Origin of the sequence: Pseudomonas sp. TH15 (genome assembly GCF_016651105.1) — a bacterium.
GTDB lineage: Bacteria > Pseudomonadota > Gammaproteobacteria > Pseudomonadales > Pseudomonadaceae > Aquipseudomonas.
Genome location: NZ_JAEKEL010000001.1, coordinates 4,615,128 through 4,641,402, shown reverse-complemented (window position 1 = coordinate 4,641,402; position 26,275 = coordinate 4,615,128). Strand labels below are relative to the sequence as shown.

28 protein-coding genes, 2 pseudogenes and 1 riboswitch are annotated in these 26,275 nt (G+C 60.3%); of the genes and pseudogenes, 10 read left to right on the top strand and 20 right to left on the bottom strand.

The window, feature by feature from the left end:
• Window positions 1–52: 52 nt before the first annotated feature.
• Both ahr and JFT87_RS20845 read right to left on the bottom strand, forming a co-directional pair.
• Window positions 53–1,080: pseudogene (gene ahr / locus JFT87_RS20850) on the bottom strand (NADPH-dependent aldehyde reductase Ahr).
• A 49-nt stretch (window positions 1,081–1,129) separates the two neighbouring features.
• Window positions 1,130–1,378: a hypothetical protein gene (locus JFT87_RS20845; RefSeq protein WP_201204246.1), complete on the bottom strand. Its 249-nt coding sequence runs from the start codon at window positions 1,376–1,378 to the stop codon at window positions 1,130–1,132.
• A gap of 170 nt (window positions 1,379–1,548) precedes the next feature.
• On the opposite strand from JFT87_RS20845, the gene JFT87_RS20840 reads away from it, so the two are divergent.
• The gene (locus JFT87_RS20840) at window positions 1,549–2,193 is read left to right on the top strand and encodes an ATPase (RefSeq protein ID WP_201204245.1); all 645 of its coding nucleotides are present in this window, start codon (window positions 1,549–1,551) and stop codon (window positions 2,191–2,193) included.
• A gap of 86 nt (window positions 2,194–2,279) precedes the next feature.
• Window positions 2,280–2,621 carry a hypothetical protein gene (locus tag JFT87_RS20835; protein WP_201204244.1) on the top strand — a complete coding sequence of 114 codons (342 nt, stop codon included), beginning with the start codon at window positions 2,280–2,282 and terminating at the stop codon, window positions 2,619–2,621.
• A 116-nt stretch (window positions 2,622–2,737) separates the two neighbouring features.
• Here JFT87_RS20835 and JFT87_RS20830 read toward each other — a convergent pair whose 3' ends face one another.
• Together JFT87_RS20830 and JFT87_RS20825 are read right to left on the bottom strand one after the other, a co-directional pair.
• Complete coding sequence (locus JFT87_RS20830; RefSeq protein ID WP_201204243.1) at window positions 2,738–3,736, bottom strand: zinc-dependent alcohol dehydrogenase family protein; 999 nt, start codon at window positions 3,734–3,736, stop codon at window positions 2,738–2,740.
• On the bottom strand, window positions 3,736–4,491 hold the full coding sequence (locus JFT87_RS20825) for a phytanoyl-CoA dioxygenase family protein (RefSeq protein ID WP_201204242.1): 756 nt from the start codon (window positions 4,489–4,491) through the stop codon (window positions 3,736–3,738). The genes JFT87_RS20830 and JFT87_RS20825 overlap by 1 nt, the downstream gene beginning before the upstream one ends.
• A 106-nt stretch (window positions 4,492–4,597) precedes the next feature.
• Here JFT87_RS20825 and JFT87_RS20820 point away from each other — a divergent pair, with 106 nt between their 5' ends.
• Complete coding sequence (locus JFT87_RS20820) at window positions 4,598–5,239, top strand: LysE family translocator (protein WP_201204241.1); 642 nt, start codon at window positions 4,598–4,600, stop codon at window positions 5,237–5,239.
• A 15-nt stretch (window positions 5,240–5,254) separates the two neighbouring features.
• Here JFT87_RS20820 and JFT87_RS20815 read toward each other — a convergent pair whose 3' ends face one another.
• The 11 genes and pseudogenes from JFT87_RS20815 to JFT87_RS20775 form a co-directional block, all read right to left on the bottom strand.
• The gene (locus JFT87_RS20815) at window positions 5,255–6,448 is read right to left on the bottom strand and encodes a GAF domain-containing sensor histidine kinase (RefSeq protein WP_201204240.1); all 1,194 of its coding nucleotides are present in this window, start codon (window positions 6,446–6,448) and stop codon (window positions 5,255–5,257) included.
• 71 nt (window positions 6,449–6,519) lie between these two features.
• Window positions 6,520–8,697 (bottom strand): TonB-dependent siderophore receptor, encoded by a 2,178-nt coding sequence (locus JFT87_RS20810; protein ID WP_201204239.1) that lies wholly within the window; start codon window positions 8,695–8,697, stop codon window positions 6,520–6,522.
• Window positions 8,698–9,001: 304 nt separating this feature from the next.
• Window positions 9,002–9,841: a glutathione-dependent disulfide-bond oxidoreductase gene (yghU, locus tag JFT87_RS20805; RefSeq protein WP_201204237.1), complete on the bottom strand. Its 840-nt coding sequence runs from the start codon at window positions 9,839–9,841 to the stop codon at window positions 9,002–9,004.
• 81 nt (window positions 9,842–9,922) lie between these two features.
• A complete protein-coding gene (locus JFT87_RS20800; protein ID WP_201204236.1) occupies window positions 9,923–10,372 on the bottom strand; it encodes a hypothetical protein in 450 nt (149 codons plus the stop codon).
• 36 nt (window positions 10,373–10,408) lie between these two features.
• Window positions 10,409–11,377: a LysR substrate-binding domain-containing protein gene (locus JFT87_RS20795; protein WP_201204235.1), complete on the bottom strand. Its 969-nt coding sequence runs from the start codon at window positions 11,375–11,377 to the stop codon at window positions 10,409–10,411.
• Window positions 11,378–11,522: 145 nt separating this feature from the next.
• On the bottom strand, window positions 11,523–12,728 hold the full coding sequence (locus tag JFT87_RS20790) for an NAD(P)/FAD-dependent oxidoreductase (protein ID WP_242487334.1): 1,206 nt from the start codon (window positions 12,726–12,728) through the stop codon (window positions 11,523–11,525).
• A pseudogene (locus JFT87_RS28510) lies at window positions 12,717–12,878 on the bottom strand (rubredoxin); the annotation flags it as partial. The pseudogene JFT87_RS28510 and the gene JFT87_RS20790, both read right to left, overlap by 12 nt.
• 38 nt (window positions 12,879–12,916) lie before the next feature.
• Complete coding sequence (locus JFT87_RS28505) at window positions 12,917–13,219, bottom strand: hypothetical protein (protein WP_342367187.1); 303 nt, start codon at window positions 13,217–13,219, stop codon at window positions 12,917–12,919.
• Between the two features lie 2 nt (window positions 13,220–13,221).
• Entirely contained in the window at window positions 13,222–13,971 is a 750-nt protein-coding gene (locus tag JFT87_RS20785) for a Rieske (2Fe-2S) protein (RefSeq protein ID WP_242487282.1), read from the bottom strand.
• A gap of 220 nt (window positions 13,972–14,191) precedes the next feature.
• Entirely contained in the window at window positions 14,192–14,509 is a 318-nt protein-coding gene (locus tag JFT87_RS20780; protein ID WP_201204233.1) for a hypothetical protein, read from the bottom strand.
• 119 nt (window positions 14,510–14,628) lie between these two features.
• Window positions 14,629–15,558 (bottom strand): LysR family transcriptional regulator, encoded by a 930-nt coding sequence (locus tag JFT87_RS20775; RefSeq protein WP_201204232.1) that lies wholly within the window; start codon window positions 15,556–15,558, stop codon window positions 14,629–14,631.
• Window positions 15,559–15,681: 123 nt separating this feature from the next.
• Between JFT87_RS20775 and JFT87_RS20770 the strand changes: the two genes are divergently transcribed.
• A complete protein-coding gene (locus JFT87_RS20770; RefSeq protein ID WP_158829718.1) occupies window positions 15,682–15,957 on the top strand; it encodes a DUF2798 domain-containing protein in 276 nt (91 codons plus the stop codon).
• 4 nt (window positions 15,958–15,961) lie between these two features.
• Here the strand turns inward: JFT87_RS20770 and JFT87_RS20765 are convergent, their stop codons facing one another.
• On the bottom strand, window positions 15,962–16,480 hold the full coding sequence (locus JFT87_RS20765) for a cupin (protein WP_201204231.1): 519 nt from the start codon (window positions 16,478–16,480) through the stop codon (window positions 15,962–15,964).
• 299 nt (window positions 16,481–16,779) lie between these two features.
• On the opposite strand from JFT87_RS20765, the gene JFT87_RS20760 reads away from it, so the two are divergent.
• A complete protein-coding gene (locus tag JFT87_RS20760; RefSeq protein WP_201204229.1) occupies window positions 16,780–18,567 on the top strand; it encodes a thiamine pyrophosphate-requiring protein in 1,788 nt (595 codons plus the stop codon).
• A gap of 146 nt (window positions 18,568–18,713) precedes the next feature.
• On the top strand, window positions 18,714–19,463 hold the full coding sequence (locus JFT87_RS20755; protein ID WP_201204227.1) for a DUF72 domain-containing protein: 750 nt from the start codon (window positions 18,714–18,716) through the stop codon (window positions 19,461–19,463).
• Here the strand turns inward: JFT87_RS20755 and JFT87_RS20750 are convergent.
• The 4 genes from JFT87_RS20750 to JFT87_RS20735 all read right to left on the bottom strand — a co-directional run bounded on the left by JFT87_RS20750 (window position 19,423) and on the right by JFT87_RS20735 (window position 23,324).
• Window positions 19,423–20,259 carry an SDR family oxidoreductase gene (locus JFT87_RS20750; protein WP_201204225.1) on the bottom strand — a complete coding sequence of 279 codons (837 nt, stop codon included), beginning with the start codon at window positions 20,257–20,259 and terminating at the stop codon, window positions 19,423–19,425. The genes JFT87_RS20755 and JFT87_RS20750 overlap by 41 nt on opposite strands.
• Window positions 20,260–20,365: 106 nt before the next feature.
• On the bottom strand, window positions 20,366–20,929 hold the full coding sequence (gene mntP, locus JFT87_RS20745; protein ID WP_201204223.1) for a manganese efflux pump MntP: 564 nt from the start codon (window positions 20,927–20,929) through the stop codon (window positions 20,366–20,368).
• An 8-nt stretch (window positions 20,930–20,937) separates the two neighbouring features.
• Window positions 20,938–21,108, bottom strand: a riboswitch (yybP-ykoY riboswitch).
• A gap of 183 nt (window positions 21,109–21,291) precedes the next feature.
• Window positions 21,292–22,665 carry an ATP-binding protein gene (locus JFT87_RS20740; RefSeq protein ID WP_201204220.1) on the bottom strand — a complete coding sequence of 458 codons (1,374 nt, stop codon included), beginning with the start codon at window positions 22,663–22,665 and terminating at the stop codon, window positions 21,292–21,294.
• Window positions 22,662–23,324 (bottom strand): response regulator, encoded by a 663-nt coding sequence (locus JFT87_RS20735; RefSeq protein WP_158829731.1) that lies wholly within the window; start codon window positions 23,322–23,324, stop codon window positions 22,662–22,664. The genes JFT87_RS20740 and JFT87_RS20735 overlap by 4 nt, the downstream gene beginning before the upstream one ends.
• A gap of 169 nt (window positions 23,325–23,493) precedes the next feature.
• On the opposite strand from JFT87_RS20735, the gene JFT87_RS20730 reads away from it, so the two are divergent.
• The 4 genes from JFT87_RS20730 to JFT87_RS20715 are packed head-to-tail and all read left to right on the top strand — an operon-like array spanning window position 23,494 to window position 26,263.
• Complete coding sequence (locus tag JFT87_RS20730) at window positions 23,494–23,760, top strand: PepSY domain-containing protein (protein WP_007960465.1); 267 nt, start codon at window positions 23,494–23,496, stop codon at window positions 23,758–23,760.
• Window positions 23,760–24,305, top strand: coding sequence for a cytochrome b/b6 domain-containing protein (locus tag JFT87_RS20725; protein ID WP_201204219.1), 546 nt, complete (start codon window positions 23,760–23,762; stop codon window positions 24,303–24,305). The genes JFT87_RS20730 and JFT87_RS20725 overlap by 1 nt, the downstream gene beginning before the upstream one ends.
• Window positions 24,306–24,356: 51 nt before the next feature.
• The gene (locus JFT87_RS20720) at window positions 24,357–25,652 is read left to right on the top strand and encodes a sialidase family protein (RefSeq protein WP_201204217.1); all 1,296 of its coding nucleotides are present in this window, start codon (window positions 24,357–24,359) and stop codon (window positions 25,650–25,652) included.
• Window positions 25,652–26,263: a hypothetical protein gene (locus JFT87_RS20715; RefSeq protein WP_201204215.1), complete on the top strand. Its 612-nt coding sequence runs from the start codon at window positions 25,652–25,654 to the stop codon at window positions 26,261–26,263. Before JFT87_RS20720 ends, JFT87_RS20715 begins: the two co-directional genes overlap by 1 nt.
• Window positions 26,264–26,275 lie beyond the last annotated feature (12 nt).

Below are 26,275 nucleotides of genomic sequence, written 5' to 3'. Positions count from 1 at the left end.
ACCATTGGCGTTGGGGGAGGGCGCGAGCGGCATCAACCGCCGCGCCGATTGCTCACTGACTGGCGTCCAGCACCACGCGATAACGCGCCTTGCCGCTGCGCAAATGCTCGACGGCCTCGTTGACCTTACTCATGGGAAACATCTCGACCTGCGGCAGAATCTGATGCCGCGCACAGAACTCGAGCATGGTCGCCATGGTGGCCGGCGAACCAACGGGTGAGGCGGACAGGGATTTTGCTGAGGGATCAGATCGAACACGTGAACCGGAATCGCACTGGGCACGATGCCGACGAAATGCAGCCGCCCATTGGCCCGCAGAGTGGCGAGCATGGCCTTCCAGTCGAGGTCGGCGTTGGCACTGATCAGCAGAAAATCCAGCGTACCGGCAATGGCTTTCAACGCATTGCTGTCGGTTGAGGCGACGACATTGTGCGCGCCGAGGCGTTTAGCTTCATCCTGCTTGTTCAGCGATGAGGTAAACGCGGTGACTTCACAGCCCCAGGCATTCAGAAAGCGCAGCGCCAAGTGGCCAAGGCCGCCGATGCCGACCACGCCGACGCGGTCGGTGGGTTTCACGCCGAATTGCAGCAACGGGTTGAATACCGTTGAACCTGCGCAGAACAATGGCCCAACCATCGCTGGATCAAGGTTGTCAGGTACCGGAATCGCCCAGGCCCAGTGCGAGCGCAAGCGATCGGCGAAGCCACCGTTACTGCCGATGATGGTCGGCTGCGCGGTGCCGCACAGTTGCTGCGAGCCCGAGATGCAGGATGAGCAGTGCATGCAACTGCCCTTGTACCAACCGATGCCGACACGCTGGCCCATTTTCAAGCCACGTACCTGCGAGCCCATACGAACGATCTTGCCGACCGCTTCGTGGCCCGGCACGAACGGATAGCGGCTGATGCCCCAGTCGTTGTCGATCAGCGATTGATCCGAGTGGCAGACACCGCAGTATTCCACGGCGACTTCGACGTCTTCTTCGCCCAATGCGCCGGGATCGTAGCTGTAACGCTCTAGCGGTGCGCCGGCAGCGGTGGCCGCCCAGCCGTTGAAAGTAGTGGGTTCGGTGTTGCTCATGGGGCACCTCCGGTTCGACAGTCGGAAACAGCCCGGCAAGTCTAGTCGGTCATTGCTGCGGCGCTAGCCAGGTGTTTACCACCCGCCGATCGAGCTCTTCCCAGTCCGCCATGCCCAGCACTCGCGTGGTGTTCAGGCCGCGCAGGTAACCGCGCAGCTGATGGGCTGTGTCCCGAATCAGCTGGGTGTCGCCGGGGGCGTCGGCTAGCAATACAGTCTCGTACTGGACCAGGTATTCCGCCACTCGCTCGCGAAAGTCGGGCAAAACGGCGTCACGGATCAGGTCGAATGTTCTCAAAGAGAGATCCTCTTTCATCTTTTTCTAGTTGTATTGAAGTGTGTATCAGTCTGCACGTCGCGCAACTATTGCTAGAAGTAATAGTGACCATCACGAAACGCAAGTTTTGCTTTGTCGCCAATGGGCGGAAAATCGCTTCCATCGAACACGCAGCTCAAGGAATTTGCGCGATGAACACTTTGACCCGACTGGCTCTGGTCGCCCTGTTGATGGGCGGAGCGGTTGCCGCTGCACCGACCTACGCAGACGACGCCCGGTCGTGTCATCTCCAGCCCATCGCCGGCAGCAGCGCGACGTTGCGACACTCGCAAAGCGTCGGCGTGCTGTACAGCGAGAACACACTGGAAAACCTGCAATACCTTGAGCGTTACCACGACATGGCCGCCAACGGTGCCAAAGATGCGCTGGACTCAAGGATTCGCGAGGCCTTCGTCGGCAGCTCCGATCCTGAACTGGCCATCGATTGGTTGATCAGTTCGCTGCAGCAACAGTTTTTGTCCGTCACCGTTTACGACAGCCTCGATGCGTTGGTCCAGGCACATCCAGACATCGTGGTGAAACTCGACACGTTCAACCGCTTGCTGACGCAACGCAACAGTCTGGTCGAAGCGCGCTTCACCGCACGTTTCTACGACGCCGACCTGCAATACATCGGCAAAGCTGAAGGGGCGGTGGAAAAACAGCTGCCTTCCGTGTGGGTCCACAACCAGGCGGCAGCGGCAATTGCTGCGCAGATCGACAAGCAACGCGACTTGCAGCTTAACGCTTTGAAGCAATTCGATGTGTCGCTCAAGGCGCTGGTGGCGTCGAGCTGAACACTTAAAACATAAATGGCGACGGCAGCTCCGTGAGGCTGAACCGTTGCCGGTTGAACAGAACCTTTATTTTCAGGATTACCCCTATGCGTCCTTTATTTGTGCCTGCCATGGCTGTCGCTGCCTTGCTGCTCGCCGGTTGTGCCTCGACACCGAACAATCCGACCCTGGTTTTGCAGACCAGCAAAACCCCTGCGCAGTACGCCGATTGTGTGGTGCCGAAGCTGCAGGGCAGCGCGCTGACCCCAACGGTCTCGCAGACCCAACGCAGTTACCGGATCGTGGTACCGAGCAAGATTTCCGCGGACAACATACTCGAAGCCTACAAGGCGGGTACCGGCGGCAAGGTGTTCCTCTACGAGCGCCACCTGCTGGCCTCGAACTACCTGCCATCGAGTTTTGAACGAGCTGCGCAAGACTGCATCTGATCCTGCCCGGTACACGTATGTAACAGAGCTCCTTTGGTTGGCCGCAACCAACCAATTTTTTTGCCCCGCGACTCATTGGGTCGCGGGGCTTTTTTGCTTCTCAATCTGCTGTGGGATCAAGCGATGTCGATCACCACTTTGCCGATGCCAGTGCCTTGTTCAACCGCATCATGGGCCTGGCGTGCTTCGCCGAGGCTGAAGCGCTGCGGATGCATCAACGGCTTGACCTTGCCTTCTTCGATCAGTCGCGTTGCGTAACCGAGGATCTCGGCGTGGTGCTTGCGACCAACGCCAGTGAGCATAGGCAATAACACGAAAATCCCCGACAGCGTCGCACTGCGCAGCGAGCCGGTGGCAAGGTTGTGGGTGCCGAACGCCGCGCAACTGGTGACGTGGCCATAGAGACGAATGGCGGCGAACGAATCGTCGAGGCTCTGGCCGCCGACGGTGTCGTAAATCACGTCGAAACCTTTGCCGCCGGTATGCTGGTTCACGTATTGCGCAACCGGCTCGTCGCGGTAGTCGATCGCCGTGGCGCCGTAGCCTTCGACAATCGAGCGTTTGCCCGGCGAAACCGTGGCGAACACTTCGGCGCCCAGCGCCCTGGCAATTTGCACGGCCATGTGGCCCACGCCGCCGGCGCCGCCATGCACCAGGACTTTTTGCCCGGCCTGGACGTGAGCACGATCGACCAGACCTTCCCAAGCGGTGAGGAACACCAGCGGAATTGCCGCCGCCTCGCGAAACCCGAGATTTTTCGGTTTACGCGCCACCAGATCGGCATCCACCGCGAGGTATTCCGCCAGCGATCCCGGCAAACCACGGACGCCGCCGACCATTCCGTACACTTCATCGCCGACAGCCAAGTGCTTGATGTCGGCACCGACAGCTTCGATCACCCCGGCCATGTCGGTGCCGAGAATCGCTGGCAGCTCCGGCATCGCGTAGGGCGCGTTGCCGGAGCGGATCTTGTAGTCGATCGGGTTGACGCCGCTGGCCACCACCCGCACCAGCACTTCGTGAGCTTGAGGCTGGGGGCGCTCGATGTGCGCTTCACGGAAGGCGTTGTGGGCGTAGTCATCCAGGATCAACGCACGGATAGTCGGGTGGCTCATTACAACGCCTCGCTGTCATGTTCAGAGAAAGCGCTATGTTGGGAGCGCAAGGCAGGTTTGTCGACCCCCGAAACGGGACACAGGTTGTAGGCAAAGTCCGATGGTTCGAAGCGGTCGCCGATGTCCATTCGCACGCCTCGCAGATGCGCCGTTTGCAGCTGTGAGTCGTACAGCGCCACAGCGCAATAGCTGATCAGCAGCGTGCGGCGGCGCGCACCGGTGTGATTCAAACTGCCCGCGTGCACCAGATCGACATCGAATAGCAGTACGTCGCCCGCGCGGCCTGCTAGCTGCACACAGCCGGGCAGCTCATTGATATCCAGGGGTGGCGCTCCCGGCTCAGGCCGATGGCTGCCGGGGACGATGCGTGTTGCGCCATTGTCGGGGCCATAGTCGTCGAGAAAGACCAGAGCATTGACCATGTCCCCTGGCCGTTGCGCCGACATGTCGCGATGCAACGGTTGATGACCACCACCGCCAAGGGGTTCGCGGCCTTCTACCTGCGCAAGAAAGAAACGCTCGCCAATCAGTTCGCCCACGATCGCCAACACTTGCGGTAGACGACAGGTCGCCTGAATCTGCGGATCCAGATCCAATTGCGCATGACGCCAGTCCATCCCGCGCGGTGTTGGCCATTGCGACGAAGGCTTCACACCCGCATCGAACGCGGCGCGGAGCTCGCCCAGCCATTGCGCGGGAATGGCCCCACGGAGCAGGGCGTAGCCTTGGCGGTGCAGGCGTTGGCAATCTGTCATGGCGTCCTTCCCGGTTTCAGTGCCAGCGAAGAAGGTATAGCTGAGCAGGCGACAGATCGCCTGGCTGCGGTAACATGCAGCACCACATTGACCACGAGCAGCGGAAATGGATTCTCACTCGATACTGACGTTCACCCTGGTTGGCGCGATTGCCATTGCCAGCCCGGGACCGGCGACGTTGATGGCGATCAACAACAGCCTGACGTACGGGCAACGCAGCACTGTATGGTCGTCGCTTGGCAATGCCAGTGGTTTGTTCTGTCTGTCGGCGGCGGCGATGCTTGGGTTGGGAGCGTTGTTGGCCAGCTCGGAAATCCTCTTCAACGCAGTGAAGATTCTCGGTGCCGGTTATCTGTTTTACCTGGGCGTGAAACAGCTGTTCAAAAAGGGCCCGATGCTGCCAGAGGGGCTTGAAGGTGAGGCGAGCAAGGTCCGCCCAACGCGCGGCAAACTGTACAAGTCGGCCTTCCTGACGGCGGTGACCAACCCCAAGGCAACGATGTTCTTCACTGCATTGTTTCCACAGTTCATCGATCAGGGCGCAGCGCTGCTGCCGCAATTCCTGATTCTGACCTCGATCTTCATGGCGTTGTCGGTGTCTTCGCTGACTATCTATGCCGCATTGGCGTCTCGCGCCAAGGGCGTGCTGACCCGTCCGGCGCTGTCGCGTTGGGTAAGCCGGATCGTCGGGTCGACATTCATCGGTTTTGGCGCAGCGATTCTGACGATGCGCCGGCAGACTGTGTAAGCGCGGAACCTCTGCTTAAAGCCATTTGAACTGAGCCGGGAAGCGCGCCACAAAGCAGGTTCCCGACTCGATGTTCGACGTGACGCTCAAGGTGCCATTGTGCGCAGTCGCGATCTGCGACGCGATGTAAAGACCCAGACCCAGTCCTTCGCAACGCTGACCGGCTTCGGATCGGGTAAAAGGCTCAAACAACAGCGGCAGCAACTGCGCTGAAATAGGTGTGCCCTGATTAGTCAGCGAGATGACAATCTCATCATTCTCCGAATAGGCTTTGAGGGTGATCGGCGCACTGGTCGAGCCATGAGTGGCTGCGTTGCCCAACAGGTTCGACAGCAACTGGCTGATGCGCAACGCGTCGCAATAGACGCCGCCCGGAACGTCCAGCGCGTGCACGAACGTTACATTCGGGTGGGACGCCTTGACCTCGTCAAGGGTCAGTTGCAGGGTTTGTTGCAGGTCATCCACGAGTTTTCGCTGAAGCGGAATCCCGCCCCCCAAACGACCGCGAGCAAAGTCGAGGATGTTTTCGATCAGTACGCCCATACGCACCGAGCTGTTGCGGATCGCCGAAATCAGTGAGAGCGAGCGTTTGTCCTCGGTTTTGCTTTCCAGCAGGTCGGTGCTCATGCGCACGGCGCTTAATGGCGTGCGCAGGTCATGGCCGAGTACAGCAATGAACTGTTCGCGCAGGCGGCCTAGCTCATTGGCGTTGCTCAGTTCGACTTCCGTTGCCTGCAGACGACTTTGCGTGTCTAGGCTCATGGCTATCAGTTGGGCGAAGAGAGTCAGCGTTTTCGCGATGGCCGGCTCGTCGAGATTCGCCGGGACCGAATCAATGGCGCACAGCGTGCCGAAAAAATCGCCGTTGGCTTTGACGATCGGAATGGAGATGTAGCTTTCCAGCCCATAGGTTTTCGGCGTGTGATGCGCAGAAAAGATCGCGTGCGTGCTGGCATGACCGAAGATGACCGGCTGTTTGTGTTGGCGGATCTCGTGGCAGATGGTCGATTCGAGTACAAGCTCGCCGCCGGGCTTGAGCCCGAATTCGATCGAGTCGTCGACGGCGCACGCCACCCAGTTGCTGTCCGTGACGCGCGCGACCGCCGCGAAGCGCATGCCGGTAAGGTGTTTGACCATGCTCAGGATGACCGGCACCGCGTCGATGCTGCGGATGGCTTCAATGTCGGATAAGAATGCTGGGTTGGTCATGGGCTGGCGCTTCGAGAGGGTATCGAGGCAAAGACTATCCCTTATTGCCAGCCATGACTAATGCGTCGGACTCAGAACCTGTATTTGGCCGTCAGCATGTAGCTGCGCGGATTGCCGTAGTTGTCGGTAGCACCCCAGGTGGTGTTGTAGCCGATGGAGGAGTAGTAGACGCGGTCAAAGATGTTGTTCGCGTTGACTTGCAGGTCCAGGTGTTTGTTCACTTCGTAACCGGCCATCAGGTCAGTGACGGCGTAACTGCCCTGTTCGACGCGATAGGTACTGTTGGCGACCGGAACATCGTTGTACAAGCGGCTCTGCCAGTAGACGTTGCCGCCGATGCGAAACTTCTCCAGCGGACCTTGCAGGCGATACATCGTCGAGAGTTTGAACAGGTGCTCGGGGATGTCGGTTTTGAAGCGCTGATTATCGTTGTCCGGGTTCTCGTCCTTGATGTAATGGGCGCGGGTGTAAGTGTAACCGCCGCCGACCTGCCAGTTTTCGGTCAGCGCACCTTGCAGCTCCATGTCGACGCCCTGGCTGCGAACCTTGCCGGAAGCCTGATAGCAGGTCATGACCGGGCACCCCAACTGCGTTGCTGCAAGGGCAGCGCGATTGGTCTGATCCATCTGGAACACGGCCAGACTGGCATTGAGAGCGCTGTTGAAGTATTCGCCTTTGATCCCGACTTCGTAATTTTCGCCGACGATCGGGTCCAGCACCTTGCCCGAAAGGTCTTTGGAGGTCTGTGGGGTGAAGATGTCGGTGTAACTGGCGTACAGCGAATGGTGATCGTCGAGCTTGTAGATCAGACCCGAGTAGCGCGTCAGGTTGCGGGTGACTTTGTAATCACCGTCGCCGGTGCGGTCGTCGTAGTCGTACCAGTCGAGGCGGCCGCCGAGGATCAGGGTCAGTGGGTCGGCGAGGCTCAGTCGGGAGGTCAGGTAGACGGCATCCTGCGTGGTCACCGTGCGGGTTTTGCTGTCACGCACAAAGTCAGGTTTTGGCGCACCGATCGGCCACGCGGTGGTGTACGGGTCGTATTCCTTGGAGGTCGCATCGTAGACACGGTTGCTCGCACCGACGACCAGTTCATGAGTGCGGCCGAAGGCTTCGAACGGGCCGCTGGCAAAGGCGTCCAGTGCGGTCTGCTTGTCGGTGTTATGCGATTGATAGGCGGTGGTTTCCAGCGGGCCGTTGTAGCGCGACAGGTAAGTGCCGGAAAACTCGCCATTCAGCGTCGAGGAAGTCCCGGCAACGTGCAGTTTCCAGTCGTTGTCGAAGCGATGCTCCACTTCACCGAACACGGTGTCGATCTGCAGCTTCTTGTTTTCCCAGTTGGTGCCGGGGTAGGTGGAGCGCGGCAGATCGAGGTGGTGGCCATCGGTGCCGAGTGGCAAACCGCCCCAGAAATAGTTGGTCTGTTCATTTTGGCGAGAGAAGCCAAGCGTGGCCGTGGTGCTGTCGCTGAGGTCGGCTTCACCGATGGCGTAGAACAGGCCGTGGTCGTTTTGTTCTTTGTCGCGAAAACTGTCGGCGCCTTGATAGGAACTGACCACCCGGCCACGCAACGTGCCGCTTTCATTGAGCGGGCTGGAGGCGTCGATCTCGCCACGGTAATCGTCCCAACTGCCGGCCGCGCCAGTGAGGGTCACTTGCTGGTCTGCCGTCGGGCGCTTGCGCACCATGTTGATCGCCGCCGAAGGGTTGCCGGCACCGGTGACGAGGCCGGTTGCCCCGCGGACGATTTCGACTCGGTCGAACATGGCCAGGTTCGGCTGCACCGCCATCGAGTAGGCCTGATACGAGCTGGGCAAGCCGTCGTACATGATGGTGTCGATGTCGAAACCGCGCGAACTGTAAGTCTGCCGCCCCGGGCCGCCTGACTGGTTGAGAAACAAGCCCGGCGTGGCCTTCACCACGTCGTTGATGCTGGTCATGGCCTGATCGTCCATGCGCTGGCGGGTGACAACGGTCACCGCTTGCGGTGTTTCGCGCATGGTCAGCGACAGTTTGGTAGCGGTCTGCATGGGACCGGTGGTGTAGGAGTCCGTACCTTCGGTGGTACTGCCCATCTGCGTGGCGCCGATTTCGGTGGCGCCCAACTCCAGCGTGGTCGGCGGAGCGACGTTGTCAGGCTGGTCTTGCGTAGATTCGTCTGCCGCAACCGGTGCGACAGCGGCGATGCAGATCGCCAGTGCCAACAGGTTGGGTGAAAGGTTCGAACGGCGGTGAATGGTGTGAAACGACATCAATCTGCTTCCCCAGGTAATACCAAAACGAATCTGATGCAAGCGCATACAAGAAGTATTCGCATTAGAATGTCAGATTGAATTGCCTGAAGAAAGCTTCACGAGTCAGTTAGTTAACGAAATTTTCACATTTGCGAAATCACCGCACGCTCCGCCTGCAGACAGAAAATAGCTTTCCACCCCCCAAGTCACCTGTAGGAGCTGCCGAAGGCTGCGATCTTTTGATCTTTTCAGAGCCGCCGAAGAACAGGATCAAAAGATCGCAGCCTTCGGCAGCTCCAACAGTGATTTACCGCAGGGGAGGTCAGGCCAGATCTTGCGCCTGGTGCCTTTCAGGCACTTGCGTTGCTTCGTCGCCCCAGGTGCGGTTGACGCGCATTCCGCGTATCACTGCGGGCCGATTGGCGATGTCTTCCGCCCAGCGTTGCACATGCGTGTATTCCTGCGCCGATAAAAACTCGGCGGCCGAGTACACGGTGTTGCGCACCAGTTGCCCGTACCACGACCACACGGCGATGTCGGCGATGGTGTAGCTGTCGCCTGCCAGGTAAGGGCTTTCAGCCAAACGGCGATCGAGCACATCGAGCTGACGCTTGGTTTCCATGGTGAAGCGGTTGATCGGGTACTCGAGCTTCTCCGGCGCATAAGCATAAAAATGCCCGAAGCCCCCGCCCAGATAAGGCGCCGCGCCCATTTGCCAGAACAGCCAGTTCAGCGTTTCGGTGCGTCCCGCCAGGTCCTTGGGCAGCAAGGCGCCGAATTTCTCTGCCAGATACAGCAGAATCGAACCCGACTCGAATACCCGAACAGGCGGCTCGACACTGCGATCCAGCAGCGCCGGAATCTTCGAATTCGGATTGATTTCGACAAACCCGCTGGAGAACTGATCGCCTTCACCAATGCGGATCAGCCACGCGTCGTACTCGGCGCCGGTGTGTCCCAGCGCCAGCAGTTCTTCGAGCAGAATCGTGACTTTCACGCCGTTGGGCGTGGCCAGTGAATACAGCTGCAGCGGGTGTTTGCCCACTGGCAGCGTTTTCTCATGCGTCGGCCCGGCAATCGGGCGATTGATGCTGGCGAACTGGCCGCCGGACGGCGCATCGTTTTTCCAGACCTTGGGCGGTACGTAGGGCGCTTTGCTCATGTAGTGGGCCTCGTCGAATGCTGACGGATAAGAGACCGACACCGTATGAAAAATTCTCCTCGCGTGCCAGCGCGATCGACGTTATTTCACGTTGGCCTGGCGAATGTCCCCACAGAAAATGTCTACGCTGCCATCGGTCGCGGCCGTCCGCACGACCACGGAATGCTCGGCGGCGAGCAATGTCGACAAGGCCACCGGCGCACTTCGCGAAAATGCCCAGCCGCGTACAGGCTGACGTTCGGTGGTGACTTTATCGTTCATCGCATAGGCCACCGGCCCGGGTTGCGCGCAACTCCCTCGATTGACGAAGGCATACAGGCGCAAGGGCAGGGAGGCGCCACTGGGCGCACCGCTGATGAAGAAGCTGAAGCTGGTGTCCTTGCCCCAGTCAGCGAGGCTGACGTTGCCAATCTGTCCGACATTCTGCCGGGTGGCGGTGAGCGTGACGTTCACGCCAGGGTTGGACGATGTGGCGCAGCCGAACAGGCCTGCTGCGATCAATAACGCCGTGAGTGGATATCTGGATTTCATTGCAGGCCTCCGGGTTGAAGAACAGCAATGAGTCAGTTAAGCAGATTGCCCGGAGGCTTCGCGCTGATTCACTGCCGTTGGCTCAGGTGCAATCGCCCTGGCCGCAGAGAGCACCACGCTGCGCAACCACTTCGAGGCCTGCGAGCGATGTTTGCGCGCATGCCACAACTGGTAATAGCGCAGCGGTTGCGCAGGCACGGGGAAGGGCTCGATGCGCAGCGGCAACAAATCGTTGTAGTGCTTGGCAAAAGAACGTGTGGTGGTGAAGAGCAGATTCGATTTCACCAGCACATACGGCGCGATGCAGAAGTACGGCAGCGTGGTGGTCACTCGCCGGACCAGGCCGTTCCTGGCCAGTTCGGCGCCGATGGTGCCTTGGCCGGATGAGTTGTGGGTCATGACGGCCAAGTGGTCGGCGTCCATGTAAGCCTCGCGCGTCAAGCCACCGGGCGGGATCGGGTGTTCCTCGCGCAACAGACACACCAGATCATCGTCGCAGAGCATTTGCAGGTGCAGGTGCTCTGCCGGTGCTCGCCAATTGCCGATCACCAGATCGAGAAATCCGTCCTCAAGTCCGCGCGAATAGCCGCCCTCGGCTTGTAAGTGCTTGAGCTCCAACGTGGCCAGCGGCGCCTGCGCGTTGAAACGTTCGATGATCGCCGGAACGAAAAACACACTCAGATAATCCGGCGTGCTGATGCGAAAAGTTTGCCGGGTAGTGGCTGGGTCGAACCGGTCGACCGGGTGCAGAATCTGTTCGATGCCATTCAGCGCCTGTGCAACGGGATCGATCAGGGTCAGCCCGTGGGTGGTCAGCACCATGCGGCTGCCACTGCGCACCAACAGTTGATCACCGGTCAGCTCTCGCAGCCGGCGCAGGGCAACGCTGATCGCCGGTTGCGATTGGCCGAGCAACTCTGCCGTACGCGAAACGCTGCATTCAGTCAGCAAGGTGTATAGCGTGCGAATCAGTTGTGCATCGCAGTTGGGGACGGCGTTAGACACGGCAGGCTCTCTTCTTGGGCGGCCAACTGCAGATCGGTCCATGTCCCTGAGTGGCTGAGGGTGAAAAGCGTATCGCTATATAAATAACTATATAGCGATACGCCTGGAAGCGTCTATGCAAAGGCTCGGCCGTGAATAGAATGAGTCAGCGCCAGTCGGGCAGCGATTTCAGCAATTCGGCTTTTTCTTGCGTCGCCGCGCCCATCAGCACGAAGCCGAGCATGCGGCTCTGCGGATCGTGGTAGAGCGATTTGACGTTGGCGATGCCTTTGTCGCAGCGCTCAGCCCACTCGGTCGACCACAGCCCGGCGCCGTCCAGCGGCGACGCTACGATTGTCGGCAGGACGCTGGTCTTGATCGTCACCGGCATTGCCGGATAGGCGACCGCTGTTGCCCGCCCCGCGAGGGTCTGGGCCAGAGCGCGGGCCTGCAACATGATCGGCATCACGTACGGCAAGACCAGATCGTGAACACGCGCGCAGTCGCCCAAGGCATACACATTCGGCGTGCTGGTGCGCAGGCAGGCATCGGTAATGACGCCGTTGGCCACGGCAATGCCGGCAGCTCGCGCCAGATCGACGCGCGGCTCCAGACCGATTGCGCTGAGCACATGATCCACCGCAAGCACACGACCATCGGCTAGCTGTAACTCGAACCCGCTGTCGGCGCGGCGCACAGCCATCGGCGCATTGCCCAGTTCCAGGTGGACACCGATCGATTGCAGCGCGCTGGCCATGGCATCACCAGCCTCCACCGGCAATAGCCGGCTCAGCGGCCAGGTCGCGCGGTCGATAACCGAAACCTCATGCCCCGCATGACGCAGATCATTGGCGAACTCGCAGCCGATCAAACCACCGCCCAAAATGGCGATGCGGCTTTCGACGCCGATCTGCTGACGGAAACGCCGGTAGTCTTCCAGATCGTTGACCGTAATGATCGCTGCCACGCCATCGCCTTGCAGCTCCGGGCGGCGAGCGTCAGCGCCCAGCGCCAGTACCAGCGAGCCATAGCGCAGCGGCTGGCCGTCGAGATAAATCAACTGCGCGTGGGTGTCGATACGCTCAATCGAGGTGCGCGTTTTGATCTGCGCCTGCAACTGCGCGGCCATCTGCTCAGCACTGGCGGTGACCAGTTGATCGGGCAAGCGCCCGGTCTGGTAGGCGTTGGAGAGCGCCGGTTTTGAATAGAACTCGCCGCCATCGCGGGTGACGATCAGGATCGGTGTCTCGGCGTTCAGCTTGCGCAGCTCGCGTGCCACGGTGTAGCCCGCCAGCCCTGAGCCGACAATGACGACCGGATCCGGTTGCGCGGCCGGGCGATTGGGCTCGGCCGAGGCCTGTATCCGGATCATGTCGAAGTCGGACTTGCCGACGCCGCATTCCGGACAGTACCAATCCTCAGGCACGTCCTCCCAACGTGTGCCCGCCACAATCCCGTCTTCCGGCAGGCCCGCCGCTTCATCGTAAATAAAACCGCACACCAGACATTCCCACTTGAACATTTTGCTCACTCCTATCGATGGGGGAAACAACGCGAGCCTCAGCTGGTGAACGCGCGTCCCAGGCCAAGGGCGCTCAAGGCGCGGCGATAGGCAGTGGAAGAGCGGTCGGCGGGAATATGGATTTCCAGCGACAGATCCAACGGCAGATCTTCCGGGCGACACAGTTCGACAATGTCGCGATCCTCTTCAAACACCTGCTGGTTGAACGCGTAGACATCCTCCAACGGCATCTCCTGGTCGAAATTGCGCGTGATCGCGCAGAACATCCGCGTCTTGCGTGCCGAGATCGGGCTGGCGGCGTTGAGGATCACCAAACGGTGCTGCGGATCGGGAAAGTTCACGGTCAAGCGCGCGGTAAACGGTGCAAACACATCGAACGTGCGCTTCCACAAAAATCTTCCGGGGCGCGGTGCTGCATGCTCTTGGGGAAGTTGCTGACATTGCTCACGTACTCGGCGTGGACGCCGTACGGCGTGACCTCGGCCTTGTACGTTGGCACCACCGGATTGTCGCGCTCGGCAAACGCTTCGTGGTGAATCCAGGCGAAGTGCGCCACATCGATAAAGCCCTCCACCTGACGCCCGGCCGAGGCAGCGATGTCGAGCGACGGCGGCAGAATACGTTGGGATTCTTCGTCATGCCACGACGGCATTTCAGCGAAGGGAGCACTGCTGCCCGCCATCAAGACCCAGATCAAGCCGTAGTCTTCGCGGGTCGAATACATCTGGATGCGATGGCGCTCGGTGAGGTTGGCGTTCGGCTCCGAGGGAATGCGCGTGCAGCGGCCATCGGTGCCGAAATGCAGGCCGTGGTAAGGGCAAATGATGTTTTCGCCCTGTACCCACCCCTTGCTCAGCGGCGCCCCGCGATGGCTGCAAATATCACGGGCAGCATTGAGTTTTTCGCCGGTGCGATAAAGCACGATGGGCTCGTCGAGCAGCGTGACGGCAAACGGTTTATCGGCAACGTCTGCCGAGAAAGCGACGGGATGCCAATGGTGTTTGAGGATTTCACGATCGTGTTCAGTGAAGGTGCTGGACTTGGTGATCGGGTTCCAGGTGATGTCCTTGCAGGCGATGGCGGCCAGGGTCATGTTCAGTTCTCCTTAGGGTGGGATCGGCACTGAAGTGCAGTGCGTCCGCGAGCGATCCGATGGCTGCTTGGTCAGCCGGACGGACAACGAGTGCGTGACCCATGCTAGGGACGCGAGCCCGTCGCGCCCATGTCGCGGAGAACATGTTGCTTATGTGCAATTTGATATGTCTGGGCCGAGTGCGTGGATTTTACGGATGAAGCGTGTGTCCTGACTGGCATCAATCGACGCTGAGCGAATGTGGATCGAAGGTGGGATTGGTGATCTGGCTGATGTCAGATTCCGGCAGCCATTCGTGTGCATTCTTTGCGATCTCGCGCACCACCCACTGTTGCGGCCCCGACCAGGACAGTTCGAGATGCGGGCCAGTCAGTGCTCCATTGTCGATCAGCACACCGACCTCGTCTGCCGGCCCCGGACACATGCCGCCGACCGCGAAGGGCACCCGCTCAGCGATCAAGCGCTGGAGCATGCCGACCCGTTCAGTGTGGCAAGCGAAGGCAATGCGCAGCACGGCGGCATTCGCCAAAGTGAACACCAGATCGCCGGCAACAGCGCCAGACGAGTCAATCGAGGCCAGATGCAGCGGGGGCGGCCTGAGCCCTTTACATAGCGTAATTCAGTCACGGCTTGTCTCTTCATGTGAGGTTCGCGGTTTCAGGCGTCTGTCATTGGCCAGCGCGTGGCCAGGTGCTGCGTCAGATAATCCAGAAAGGCTTTGACCTTCGGCGTCAGTGCCGCGCGTTCCTGCACGCAAGCGTAGATCTCCATCGGTTCGACGACCGCTTGCGCCGTGCCTGCGTGCTGTTCAAACAGCGGCAGCAATTGGCCGCTGGCGAGAAAAGGCGCGGCGACGAACTCTGCCAGACGGGTGATGCCAGCGCCGTTGATTGCCATTTGCGCCAGCGCGTCAATGTCATCGCTGATGGCCGTTGCATTGACCGGTGCGTCGTAGCGCTGCCCGTCGCGGATAAAACTCCAGCGCAGAAAGCGTCCATCCAGAGGGTATCGAAACGCCAGGCAGGCATGGTTTTGCAGGTCGTCAGGCGACTGCGGCCGGCCCGCGCGTTGCAGATAGGCGGGCGAGGCGCAAAGGACGAAGGGCAGCGAAACGATCCGGCGCGCAACGATGCCGTCTTCCAGTTGCGGTTTGATTCGCAGGCTCAGGTCGATGCCGTCCTGGATGTGACTGATCTTGCCGTCGGTGGTGGAGAGTTCAAGCAACAGGCGCGGGTGCTGCGCCGAAAATCCGGCGATCAGCGGCGCCAATACATGTCGGCCGAAAGCGGAGGTAGAGGCGATGCACAGGCGACCTTGCAATTCGCTGTCGTCGTCGCTGATCAAGCTTTGAGCCGACTCCAGATCTGCTGCAATGCGTTTGACCTTCTCGTAATACACCCTGCCATTTTCGGTGAGCGCCATGCTGCGCGTGGTGCGTTGCAACAGACGCACGCCAAGATGCGTTTCCAGGCGACTGAGGGTCTGGCTGACAGCGGCGGCGCTGACGCCCAGCGTCTTGGCCGCACCGACAATCGAGCCGGATTCGACCACTTTTATAAAACTGGCAATCGCCGCTAACAGATTCATCCGTGGCCTGCGAGAAGGACTGATTCGTAAGTTGTGCTTTATAAAGCACCTGCGTTTGGCCGTCTAGTTGGCCCTATTAGGCTTTGTTAAGGTGCCGGCTCCCTGTCAATGGATGGAAAAGCCATGAATCAAAGAACAAATCCCGCCGCCACTTATGTCAGCCGTCGCAAACTGTCGCCGCGCGCCACACCGTATGTATTTGCCCTGTACATGGCGACGATCATGGCATTTTTGATGTCGCTGGTGATCACGGCGGCCAACTCAGGGATTGATAACGAATACCTGCGCAATGTGCTGAACGCTTACAAACTGGCCATGCCGATTGCCTTTCTGTGCATTCTCGTCGTGCGGCCCATCGTGATCAAACTGGTCGCATGGACCGTACATCCGCATCGCTGAAAGCCTATTTGAGCCAATACTGTTTCACTGCACCGTGTGCGCCTTGCACCGGATCCCGCTCGGGAAACGGCAGCTTATCGATACTCTCCAATTGCTCCTTGCTCGGCGCTTCGCGGCAAATATCGCCGTGCTGCCCCGGCGGGTAGGCGCCAACCACCAGAAAGTCAGCGCTGGAGCCGAGATTGCAGTGGCCGGTGCCGGCGGGCAGCAGCAACACATCGCCGGCGCTGACGTCCAGCACATGCCCCTGCGGGCCACCGAGCATCAGCCGCGCATGGCCCACGGCGACCCCCAGTACTTCGTGGCCTTCGGTGTGATAGTGATGGAAATCGTAAATTCCATAGCGCCATTGGCTGGGCCAGCCGTTGGCGTCGAAGGTGTGCTCGAACAGAGCCGCCGGTTCGTCCCCTTCGATGGCAATCGACTTGGGATAAATCAATACCGGCAAACGCTGGTTATTGGGCACCCAGTCGTTGCACTCAAGCCGCAATGCTTGCACCAACACCGCACGTGCTTCTGTCATCGTCACCCCTCCAATCTGCATTGATCGGTGGACAGCGAAGGAGGGCGTGCGCCTCAGAAAACTCGTCGAGCAACTGATAAAAGGCGATCCGGCGCTTGTTTGCTCCTCGGTAGCGGTTGTTGGCGGCGAGTGTGGCGAGGGAGCTTGCTCCCGCTGGGGCGCAAAGCGGCCGCATCTTATGCCAGCACCGCGCAAATCAATCGAAACTTCGCCGTCAGCGCGGCTGTCCAGACCCTTACACCTCCCGGCCAATGTTCTGCCGGGAACGCTCCATGCATTGGTGAAGGATGAGGATCGAAATGACGATGACAGTGGGAGATTTTCTGGTTGAGCGGCTCAGCGAATGGGGCGTTACGCGGATTTTTGGCTATCCGGGCGATGGCATCAACGGCGTGTTCGGCGCGCTCAGTCGGGCCAAGGGCAAGATCGAATTCGTCCAGGCGCGCCATGAGGAAATGGCCGCATTCATGGCCTCGGCCCATGCCAAGTTCACGGGGGAGTTGGGCGTCTGCATCGCTACCTCAGGCCCTGGTGCGTCGCACTTGATCACCGGGCTCTACGACGCGCGAATGGATCACATGCCGGTGCTGGCCATTGTCGGTCAGCAGGCGCGCACTGCGTTGGGCAGTCATTACCAGCAAGAGCTTGATCTGGTCTCGATGTTCAAGGACGTCGCTGGCGCCTTTGTGCAGCAGGCCTCGGTGCCGTCGCAAGTGCGCCATCTTCTCGACCGTGCGGTTCGTACGGCCGTTGGCGAGCGCCGCGTGACGGCGATCATTCTGCCCAACGATTTGCAGGATCTGCCTTACGAAGCGCCGGCCCGCGCCCATGGCACGGCGCACTCCGGGGTCGGTTACACGAAACCGAAAGTGCTGCCCTACGAAGCGGATCTGCAACGTGCCGCCGACGTTTTGAACGCCGGTGAAAAGGTCGCCATTCTGGTCGGTGCCGGCGCCTTGCAGGCGACCGATCAAGTGATTGCGGTGGCGGAGAAGCTCGGTGCCGGGGTCGCCAAAGCACTGCTGGGGAAAGCTGCGTTACCCGACGATCTACCGTGGGTCACTGGCAGCATCGGCCTGCTCGGCACCGAGCCCAGCTACAAATTGATGAACGAATGCGACACCTTGCTGATGATCGGTTCGGGGTTCCCGTACGCCGAATTTCTACCCAAGGAAGGCCACGCCCGTGGTGTGCAGATCGATTTGCAGCCCGACATGCTCAGCTTGCGCTATCCGATGGAGGTCAATCTGGTCGGGGATTCGGCGGAAACCCTGGCGGCGTTGTTGCCGCTGCTGGAGCAGAAGACCTCAGGCAAATGGCGCAAGAAGGTCGAAGGCTGGCGCGGCACCTGGGAGAAAACCCTGGAAAAACGCGCCATGGCCAAAGCCGACCCGATCAATCCGCAAAGGGTGGTGTACGAGCTGTCGCCACGCCTGCCGGAGCAGGCGATCATCACCAGCGACTCGGGTTCCTGTGCCAACTGGTACGCCCGCGACCTGAAGATCCGCCGAGGCATGCAGTGCTCACTGTCCGGTGGACTGGCCTCGATGGGCGCGGCGGTGCCTTATGCGATTGCTGCAAAATTCGCCTATCCCGAGCGCTCGGTCATCGCTTTGGTGGGCGACGGCGCGATGCAGATGAACAACATGGCCGAGCTGATCACCGTGGCCAAATATTGGCGGCAGTGGGCGAGCCCGAAATGGATCTGTGCGGTGTTCAACAACGAAGACCTCAATCAGGTCACGTGGGAGCAACGTGTGATGGAGGGCGATCCGAAATTCGAGGCTTCGCAGAGCATTCCGGACGTGCCTTACCACCTGTTTGCGATTTCCATCGGCCTGAAAGGTATTTTCGTCGATCGCGAAGAAGACGTTGCCGGCGCCTGGGAGCAGGCTCTGGCGTCGGATGTGCCGGTGGTGATCGAGTTCAAAACCGACCCGAACGTGCCGCCGCTGCCGCCGCACATCAAGCTTGAGCAGGCGAAGAAATTCGCCACGACGCTGCTCAAGGGCGATCCGGACGAAGCGGGCATCATCGTGCAAGCCGCCAAGCAGGTGCTGAGCTCAGTCCTGCCAGGCAAAAAATAACCCGATTCCGCACTAAACGGACACCCCTCCAGGAGTTGCCGCAGGCTGCGATCTTTTGACTTGTTTTTTAAAACCGGAATCAAAAGATCCGCCGATCGCGGCCCTGGCCTTGGGCAACGCTTGCAGGTGGCTTTTGGAGGTGGATTTTGATTTTTATTGGCTGTGCCGGATGGAGTCTCGGGCGAGAATATTGGCCAGTGTTTCCGCTTGAAGGCACGCACTTGCAACGCTACGCAGCACGCTTAGACGGCGTGGAAATCAACAGTTCGTTCTATCGCCCGCACCGTCGACAGACCTACGAGCGTTGGGCCGATTCGGTTCCGGAGACGTTTCGGTTTTCGGTAAAGGTGCCCAGGCACATCACCCATGAACGGCGGTTGGTAGATTGTGAAGCCGCGCTGGAGGCGTTTTTCGCGCAATGCGGCGGATTGGGTCAGCGCCTGGGGTGCCTGCTGGTGCAACTGCCACCTTCACTGGCGTTCGACGCGTCAATTGCCCAAGGCTTTTTCAAGGCGTTGCGTCAACGTTTCAACGGCGCCGTTGTGCTGGAGCCCCGGCATGAATCGTGGGTGAATGCCGGGCCATTACTCGTCACTTTCCAGATCGCCCAGGCAGTCGTCGATCCGTCACGCATCAGCAATGATGCAACTGCGGGTGGCTGGGCTGGTTTGCGCTATTGGCGACTGCACGGCTCATCGCGCATTTACCACAGCGCCTACGATTTGCCCTTTCTGCAAACACTGGCGCAAGCCTTGCAAACCGCGGTGGCGGCGGGCGCAACCACCTGGTGCATTTTTGACAACACCGCCAGCGGCGCAGCGCTCGGAAACGCCTTGACGCTGGTTCACGAGAGCATCATTGCGGCGCCAGATCACCGTACCAATAGGCCGCGGTAACGCCGCCATCCATCAAGAAGTCGCTGCCGGTAATGAACGTACCATCAGGTCCCATGAGCAGCGCGCCAACGGCACCGACTTCATCAGGTGTACCACCGCGTCCGGCCGGGCTCAGTTCGATCATGCGGCGGTAACCCGCACCGCGGGGGCCATTCAATTCGTCGCGCGCCAGTGGCGTGAAGATGATCCCCGGACTGATCGTGTTGACCCGTGCACCGCGTTTGCCCCAGCGCACCGCTTCGGCCATCACGCGCAATGAATTGCCGCGTTTGGAGATTTGATAGGCGTGCAGGGGATCAGTGATCTGATCGGCCTGAAGCATCGGCAGAGCCAACAGATCGTCCGCAGGAGTCGTCGCCAGCGCCTTGTTTTGCTCGGCACTCAAGGCCGGCAAACGGTGCCCGGATTGCGAGGCGATGACGATCGCGCTGCCGCCCGGGGCAATCACGTTGCCAAACGCCTCAAGGACTACGGCGGTGCCATACAGATCAACGCGCAGAATGGTTGCCACGGGCGCTTGCGAAGGTGAAACACCGGCGGCGTGAATGACCCCGGTGACTGGGCCCAGTGCAGTGGCGGTGCGCACCAGCGCCTCGATCGATTCGCGCGAAGCCACGTCGACCACAGCGGTCGTGACGGCAAACCCGGCATCGAGCAGGACGCGGGCAGCGGCGTCGGCATTTTCTTGCTTCAAGTCCGCCACTACGACGTGTTTGCCAACGCTGACTCTGCGAGCGATGGCCTGACCGATCGAACCGGCGCCGATGACGACAATAACGTCGGACGGGGTAGGCATGGCGTCTCTCCTCTAGTGAATGCAGCACCTTATAGGGCGGCTATCCGCTCAACAATAGAGTTGGCGCTGCATAGACCCATGAGGAGAGCTCATCAATAGCGTCGGATCAAACCGACAGGTGCTCATACAAAATCGTCGCACCAACAATCATCAGCACCACGCCACCGACGATTTCGGCGCGTTTGCCGACCACCGCACCCAGCACCCGACCGAGCATCACGCCAATGGTCACCATGGTCATGGTTGCCAGACCGATCGCGGCCGCTGCCACCCAGATGTTCACGTCGACAAACGCCAGGCCAACACCGACCGCCAGCGCATCGATGCTCGTGGCGAACGCGGTCACCGCGAGGATCAGGAAGGAATGTTGCCCGGGTTTTTCCTCTGCTTCGTCTTCGTGTTTGAGGCCGTTGTAAATCATGTGCAAGCCGAGAATCAGCAGCAGGGTGAAGGCGATCCAGTGGTCCCATTCGGACACCCAGCGAGTAGCAGCCTGGCCGATCAACCAGCCGATGATCGGGGTGATGGCTTCGATCACACCGAAGATCAGACCGGTGCGCAGGGCTTCGGTCAGGCGCGGTTTGTGCAGGCTGGAACCTTTGCCGATGGCGGCTGCAAACGCATCCGTGGACATGGCCAGCGCGAGGAAGATGAGGGAAACGGGATTCACGGTGGTGTACTTCCAGTCGGGCTATGAGTCAACGACACAACCACACGCCCGACTTTAGGCATGGATGTGTCGTCGGTCTCACCAACCAAAAGGTGTTCGCACCACGGCATGTTGCCGAGAATGTTGATACGAACGCTTCCGAAAGGCTCGGAAACAGGCTACTCCCCAACGAGGGTGCGGATCTTATGCGGGCAAACATGAAAATTTTGTCAAAAGCGCAGAGAAATGTCGGCGTTCTGATGCTGCTTTTTCAGTGGGGAATTGCTTTTGTGGTGCTTTGAACACGCTCCCCTCAACCAAGAGATCCAGAGGCCTTTCCACAAGCCACGTCCTTTCGGCACAAAAAACATGTCCAGTGCTGGTCAGCGTTGCGCCTGATTGATCCGCAGCTCAGCGCACAAGCCGCCCTGCGGCCGGTTGTACAGCTGCAGGGTGCTGCCGATCTTGCTGACGATCATTTGCACAATCGCCAGGCCCAATCCGGCGCCATTGGCGTGGCCCTGGCTGTAGAAACGTTCGAACAGTCGCGCGTAATCAGTCTCGTTGATGCCCGGGCCGGCATCCTCGACGCTGATGTACACCGAGCCATCACTTTGCGGCTGCACCTGAACGCGCACTTCGCTGCCGGGCGGGGCGAAGTTCAGTGCGTTGGTCACCAGGTTCTGCAGGGCGATGGCCAGTGCCACCGGGTCGGTTTCGACCGGGCAGTGGTGATCGCTGTCGAGGATCAGTTCGATGTCTTTTGCCATGGCCAGCGGCGCCAGCTCAGCGAGTTCTTCACGCACCAGTGCGGTCAGTTCCACCGGGCTTCGCTGTGGGTTGGCCAGGCGCGGTTCAATACGCGCCATGGTCAGCAACTGGCTGGCAATGCGTGTGGCGCGATCTACCGCGCTGAGCAGAAACTCCAGGGCTTCGTCGCGCTGTTGCGCGGTACTGGCCAGCTGCGCGTTTTGCGCATGGATGCGCAGAATCGCCAGCGGCGTGCGCAATTCATGGGCCGCGTCGGCGATGAAGCGCCGTTCCCGCGCGAGCAAATTGTCGATCTGCTGCAAAAGTCGATTGAGCGCCGTCTGCATCGGTTCGAGGTCGTGGGGCAGGGGGCTGAGGTTGAGTGGCTTGAGCGTTTCGGTAGTGCGTCCACGGATCGATTGCGCCATCGCGCGCAGCGGTTGCAGGCCCCATCCGATGGTCAGCCAGATCAGTACAGCGAGCGCCGGCACCCCGATCAGACTCGGCCACAACGTATGGCCAACGATGCGTTGAATCAGATCCTGACGAATGTCGTCACGCTCACCGACCCAGATCAGTAGTCCCTGTTGCGGATCCTTGAGCAGAAAGGCACACCAGTCGCGACCGTTCTCGAGAATATCGTGAGAGCCCACGGTGGTCGGCGGCGCCGCAAGCTCCGGCGCTTCGGCGGAGCGCATCAGCAGTTGGCCGTCGCTGCGCCAGACCTGAAACGTCAGACGGGTCTCATAGGGATGCGCTGCCTCGCCATCGCCCACCCGGCTCATCGCCTGGTCGAAGGCCTGATGAAGCCGCTGCCAGTCGTCGTCGCCGGGCGCACGTTGCGCCAGCACGCCCTGCAGCAGGCGCGCGCTTTGCGCCAATTGCGCGTCGTAAACCTCTTCGATTTCATGGTGGCTGTCGCGCAGCACCAGCCAACTGATCAGCACATCGCCCAGCAACACCAGCATCAGCACCGGCAGCAGAATCCGTGTCCGTATCGAGTTCATGGCTTGAGCTCCAGCACGTAGCCGACGCCGCGCACGGTGCGGATCAACTCGCCCGAGAGTTTTTTGCGCAAGTTGTGAATCAGCACTTCAAGGGTGTTGCTTTCGACCCGCTCCTGCCAGCCATACAACGCCCGGGACAAGCGTTCGCGGGTCACCACTTTGCCGGGGCGCGCCATCAACTGATGGAGCAACTGATACTCCATCGGCGTCACCACCACATCACTGCCTTGCCAGGTCACTTGCTGGCTGACCGGATCGAGGCTCACCCCCGCATGCTCCAGCACCGGTTGCGCGCGACCCTGACTGCGTCGCAGCAAGGCGCGGATGCGTGCCTTCAGCTCATCGACATCGAAGGGCTTGATCAGGTAATCGTCGGCGCCGGCATCAAGCCCCGCGATGCGCTCGGCAGTGCCGTCGCGGGCGGTGAGAATCAGCACCGGCAAGTCATGTTGCTCGCCGCGCAATTGCTGCAACAGCGCCAGACCGTCGAGGCGTGGCAGGCCAAGATCGAGCAGCAGCAGATCAAAGCTTTCCGTGCGCAACGCATGCAAGGCACTGACCCCGTCCTGCAACCAGTCGAGGGCATAACCTTCGCTGCTCAGCGCAACGCGGATGCCTTGTCCGAGGGCACGATCATCTTCGACCAGAAGCAGGCGCATGGAAGTTCTCTAGAGGAAATAAGGGGTTTGATCGGCGGCATGATGCCGCTGCGCAGGCCGCCGTGGCAGCCCGCCCGACGGGAAAGATGTAACCACTCGTTGCCAACTAAGCTTTCGCTAAGGTTGCTTTTGCACAGTGGGGCCTTCCTCAACTAGCGAGAGTGTTTCCATGCGCAAACTGCTGCTGTTGTCCCTCATCGTTGCCAGCCCGCTGGCCGTCGCCGGTCCGCAATGCACCACCGCCGAGCGCTCACAATGGCAAGACCAGAAAGCCTTTCAGGAACAACTGAAAGCCCAGGGTTACGAGATCAGCAAGTTCAAGGTCACTGACGGCAACTGCTATGAGATCTACGGTTTCGACAAGGACAAGCGCAAGGTCGAGATCTACCACGATCCGGTCAGCGGTAAAGCGGTGAAAACCGAGATCAAGGGCTGATGCCGAGCGCGTCCGTGCGCCTGTGGGACCCCGTGGTGCGACTGTTTCATCTGTCCATCGCGGGGGTTTTCGTTGCCAATTATTTTTTCAACGAAGCCGGTGACGACTGGCATGTCTGGCTCGGTTACTACGCCATGGGCTGGCTACTGGTGCGCACGATGTGGGGTTTCACAGGGCCGCGCAGCGCGCGTTGGTCGGACTTCTGGCCGACGCCGAGCCGATTGCTGGCACATGCACGGTCACTGCTCGCCGGACGGCCAGAGCACCGCCTCGGCCACTCACCGATTGGCGCGCTGGTGATGATTGTGATGTTGCTGGCGTTGCTGACTGTGGGGCTGAGCGGTTGGGCCATGGAGGAGGTCGATGCCCTGTGGGGAGCCGATTGGCCGTTACAGGTGCATGAAACCGCTGCCGATGGCCTGTTGGTGCTGGTTTGCATCCATATCGCCGCTGCGCTGTTTGAAAGTTTTCAGGTTCGCGACAACTTGCCGTTGTCGATGCTCACAGGACGCCGTCGCCGATTACCGGACGATCCGACGCGCTGACAAGGATGTCTTGCCGTACGTCTTCCATCCTGTTTCTGTCACGAGCCCACTATGCGTGCGTTGTCCTTTCGCTTGAAAATGATTCTCGGCAGCCTGGCAGTGATCCTTGTTTTTCTGGCTGCGTGGCGCAGTCATCCCACCCACGTACTGTCACCGTTTGCGCTGTCGACACCAGCGGTCGACGCTGCGCTGCAAGCCCCCGAGCCGATGTACAGCAGCCGTTTCGTGTCCTCGGAACTGAACGATTTCGTCCACTCTTCATCGGTCACCTCGCTGCCCGGCGGTGACTTGATGGCGGTGTGGTTTGCCGGCTCGCGTGAGGGCGCCGCCGACGTACAGATTCGCACCGCGCGCTACGATGCGAAAACTGCGGAGTGGGGCGCCGAGCAAGTTCTCGCGACCCGTGAATCGACGCGTGACGGCACCCGGCGGTACATCCGCAAACTCGGCAACCCGGTGATCGCCCTCGCGCCGGATCAGCGCTTGTGGATGTTCTACGTCTCGGTGTCCGTGGGTGGCTGGGCCACCAGTGCGATCAACGTGATGGTCTCCGATGACCTCGGCCGCAACTGGACGGCGCCTCGGCAACTGATCACCTCGCCGTTCTTCAACATCAGCACGCTGGTACGCGCCGCGCCGGTGTTCCATGCCGACGGCTCGATCGGTTTGCCGGTCTACCACGAGTTCATGGGCAAGTTCGCCGAATACCTGTACCTGAGCGCCGACGGCGCGGTGGTCGACAAATTCCGTATCAGCCGGGGCAAGCACTCGTTGCAACCGACCATCGTGCCCCTCGACGGGCGTCGCGCGGTAGCGATGTTGCGTTATGCCGGTGACACTCACCATCGCGTGCTGGCCAGCCGCACCGACGATGCCGGGCAAACCTGGAGCGAACCGTACCCGCTGGAGCCGGCCAACCCGAACTCATCGCTGGCGGCTGTCGGCACTCACGATAACGGTCTGCTGGTGGCGTTGAATGACCTGCAGGACGGTCGTTTCAAGCTCAGCCTGTACGGCACCGATGCCAACCTCAACGACTGGCGCAGCGTGATCGAACTCGATCAGTCGCCAGACCCGCTCGGCCAGCCGTTCGCGCCTGAGGCCTACAAGGCAATCATCGGTGAAGGCTTTCGCGCCTCCAGCGGTGCCCGGCGGTTACCGTTGGAACAGCGTTTTCTGAGCAACCTGGATTACCGCGTGTGCAAGCCGCAGGGCTGTGATTTCGAGTACGAATACCCGTACTTCAGCCGGGGCACGGACGGCCTCTATCACTTGGTGTATTCGTGGAATAACACCTTTATCAAACATGTCAGCTTCAATGAAGCCTGGCTGGAGGAGCGCCTGTGATGCTGATTCTCTGGCAAGCCCACTTGAGTTTCATCCTGCTCGGTTTCGTTTTACTGAGCGCATTTCGCTTCACCCAGCGCTGGCGCCCATGGTTGTTGCCAGTGTTGGCGCTGGTCAGTTTCATCCCGATCAGTGACCTGCCGCTGGCGGCGTATGTGCGCAGCTTTACCGATGATCTGGCGATCACCACGCTGGTCTTGCTCGGCTGGGTGAGCCTGCTGCGTTTGGGCGTGGTTCAGCCGTTGGCAACGCTGACGCGGGTTCAGGTGCTGGTGTTGTTTGTCGTCCTGGCGGCCATTCTGTACCCGGCGACGATGGGCCTGACCTATGCCGATCCTTACCGTTGGGGGTTCAATCCGCGGCCGATGATTGTCGGCGTCGGTGTGCTGGCTTTGGCACTGTTGTGGCTGGGCAATACGTTGGCCGTCACCCTCCTGGTACTTGGCACACTGGCCTTCGCGCTACGCCTCAAGGCGTCGGAAAACTACTGGGACTATCTGATCGATCCGCTGCTGGTGGGCTACTGCCTGGTGGCCGGCTGCTCGCTGTTGATCCAGGCCATCGGGCGCCGCCTACGGCGTACCCCGGTTGCCGCGACAGCTTCTATTTGAACGAATGACACA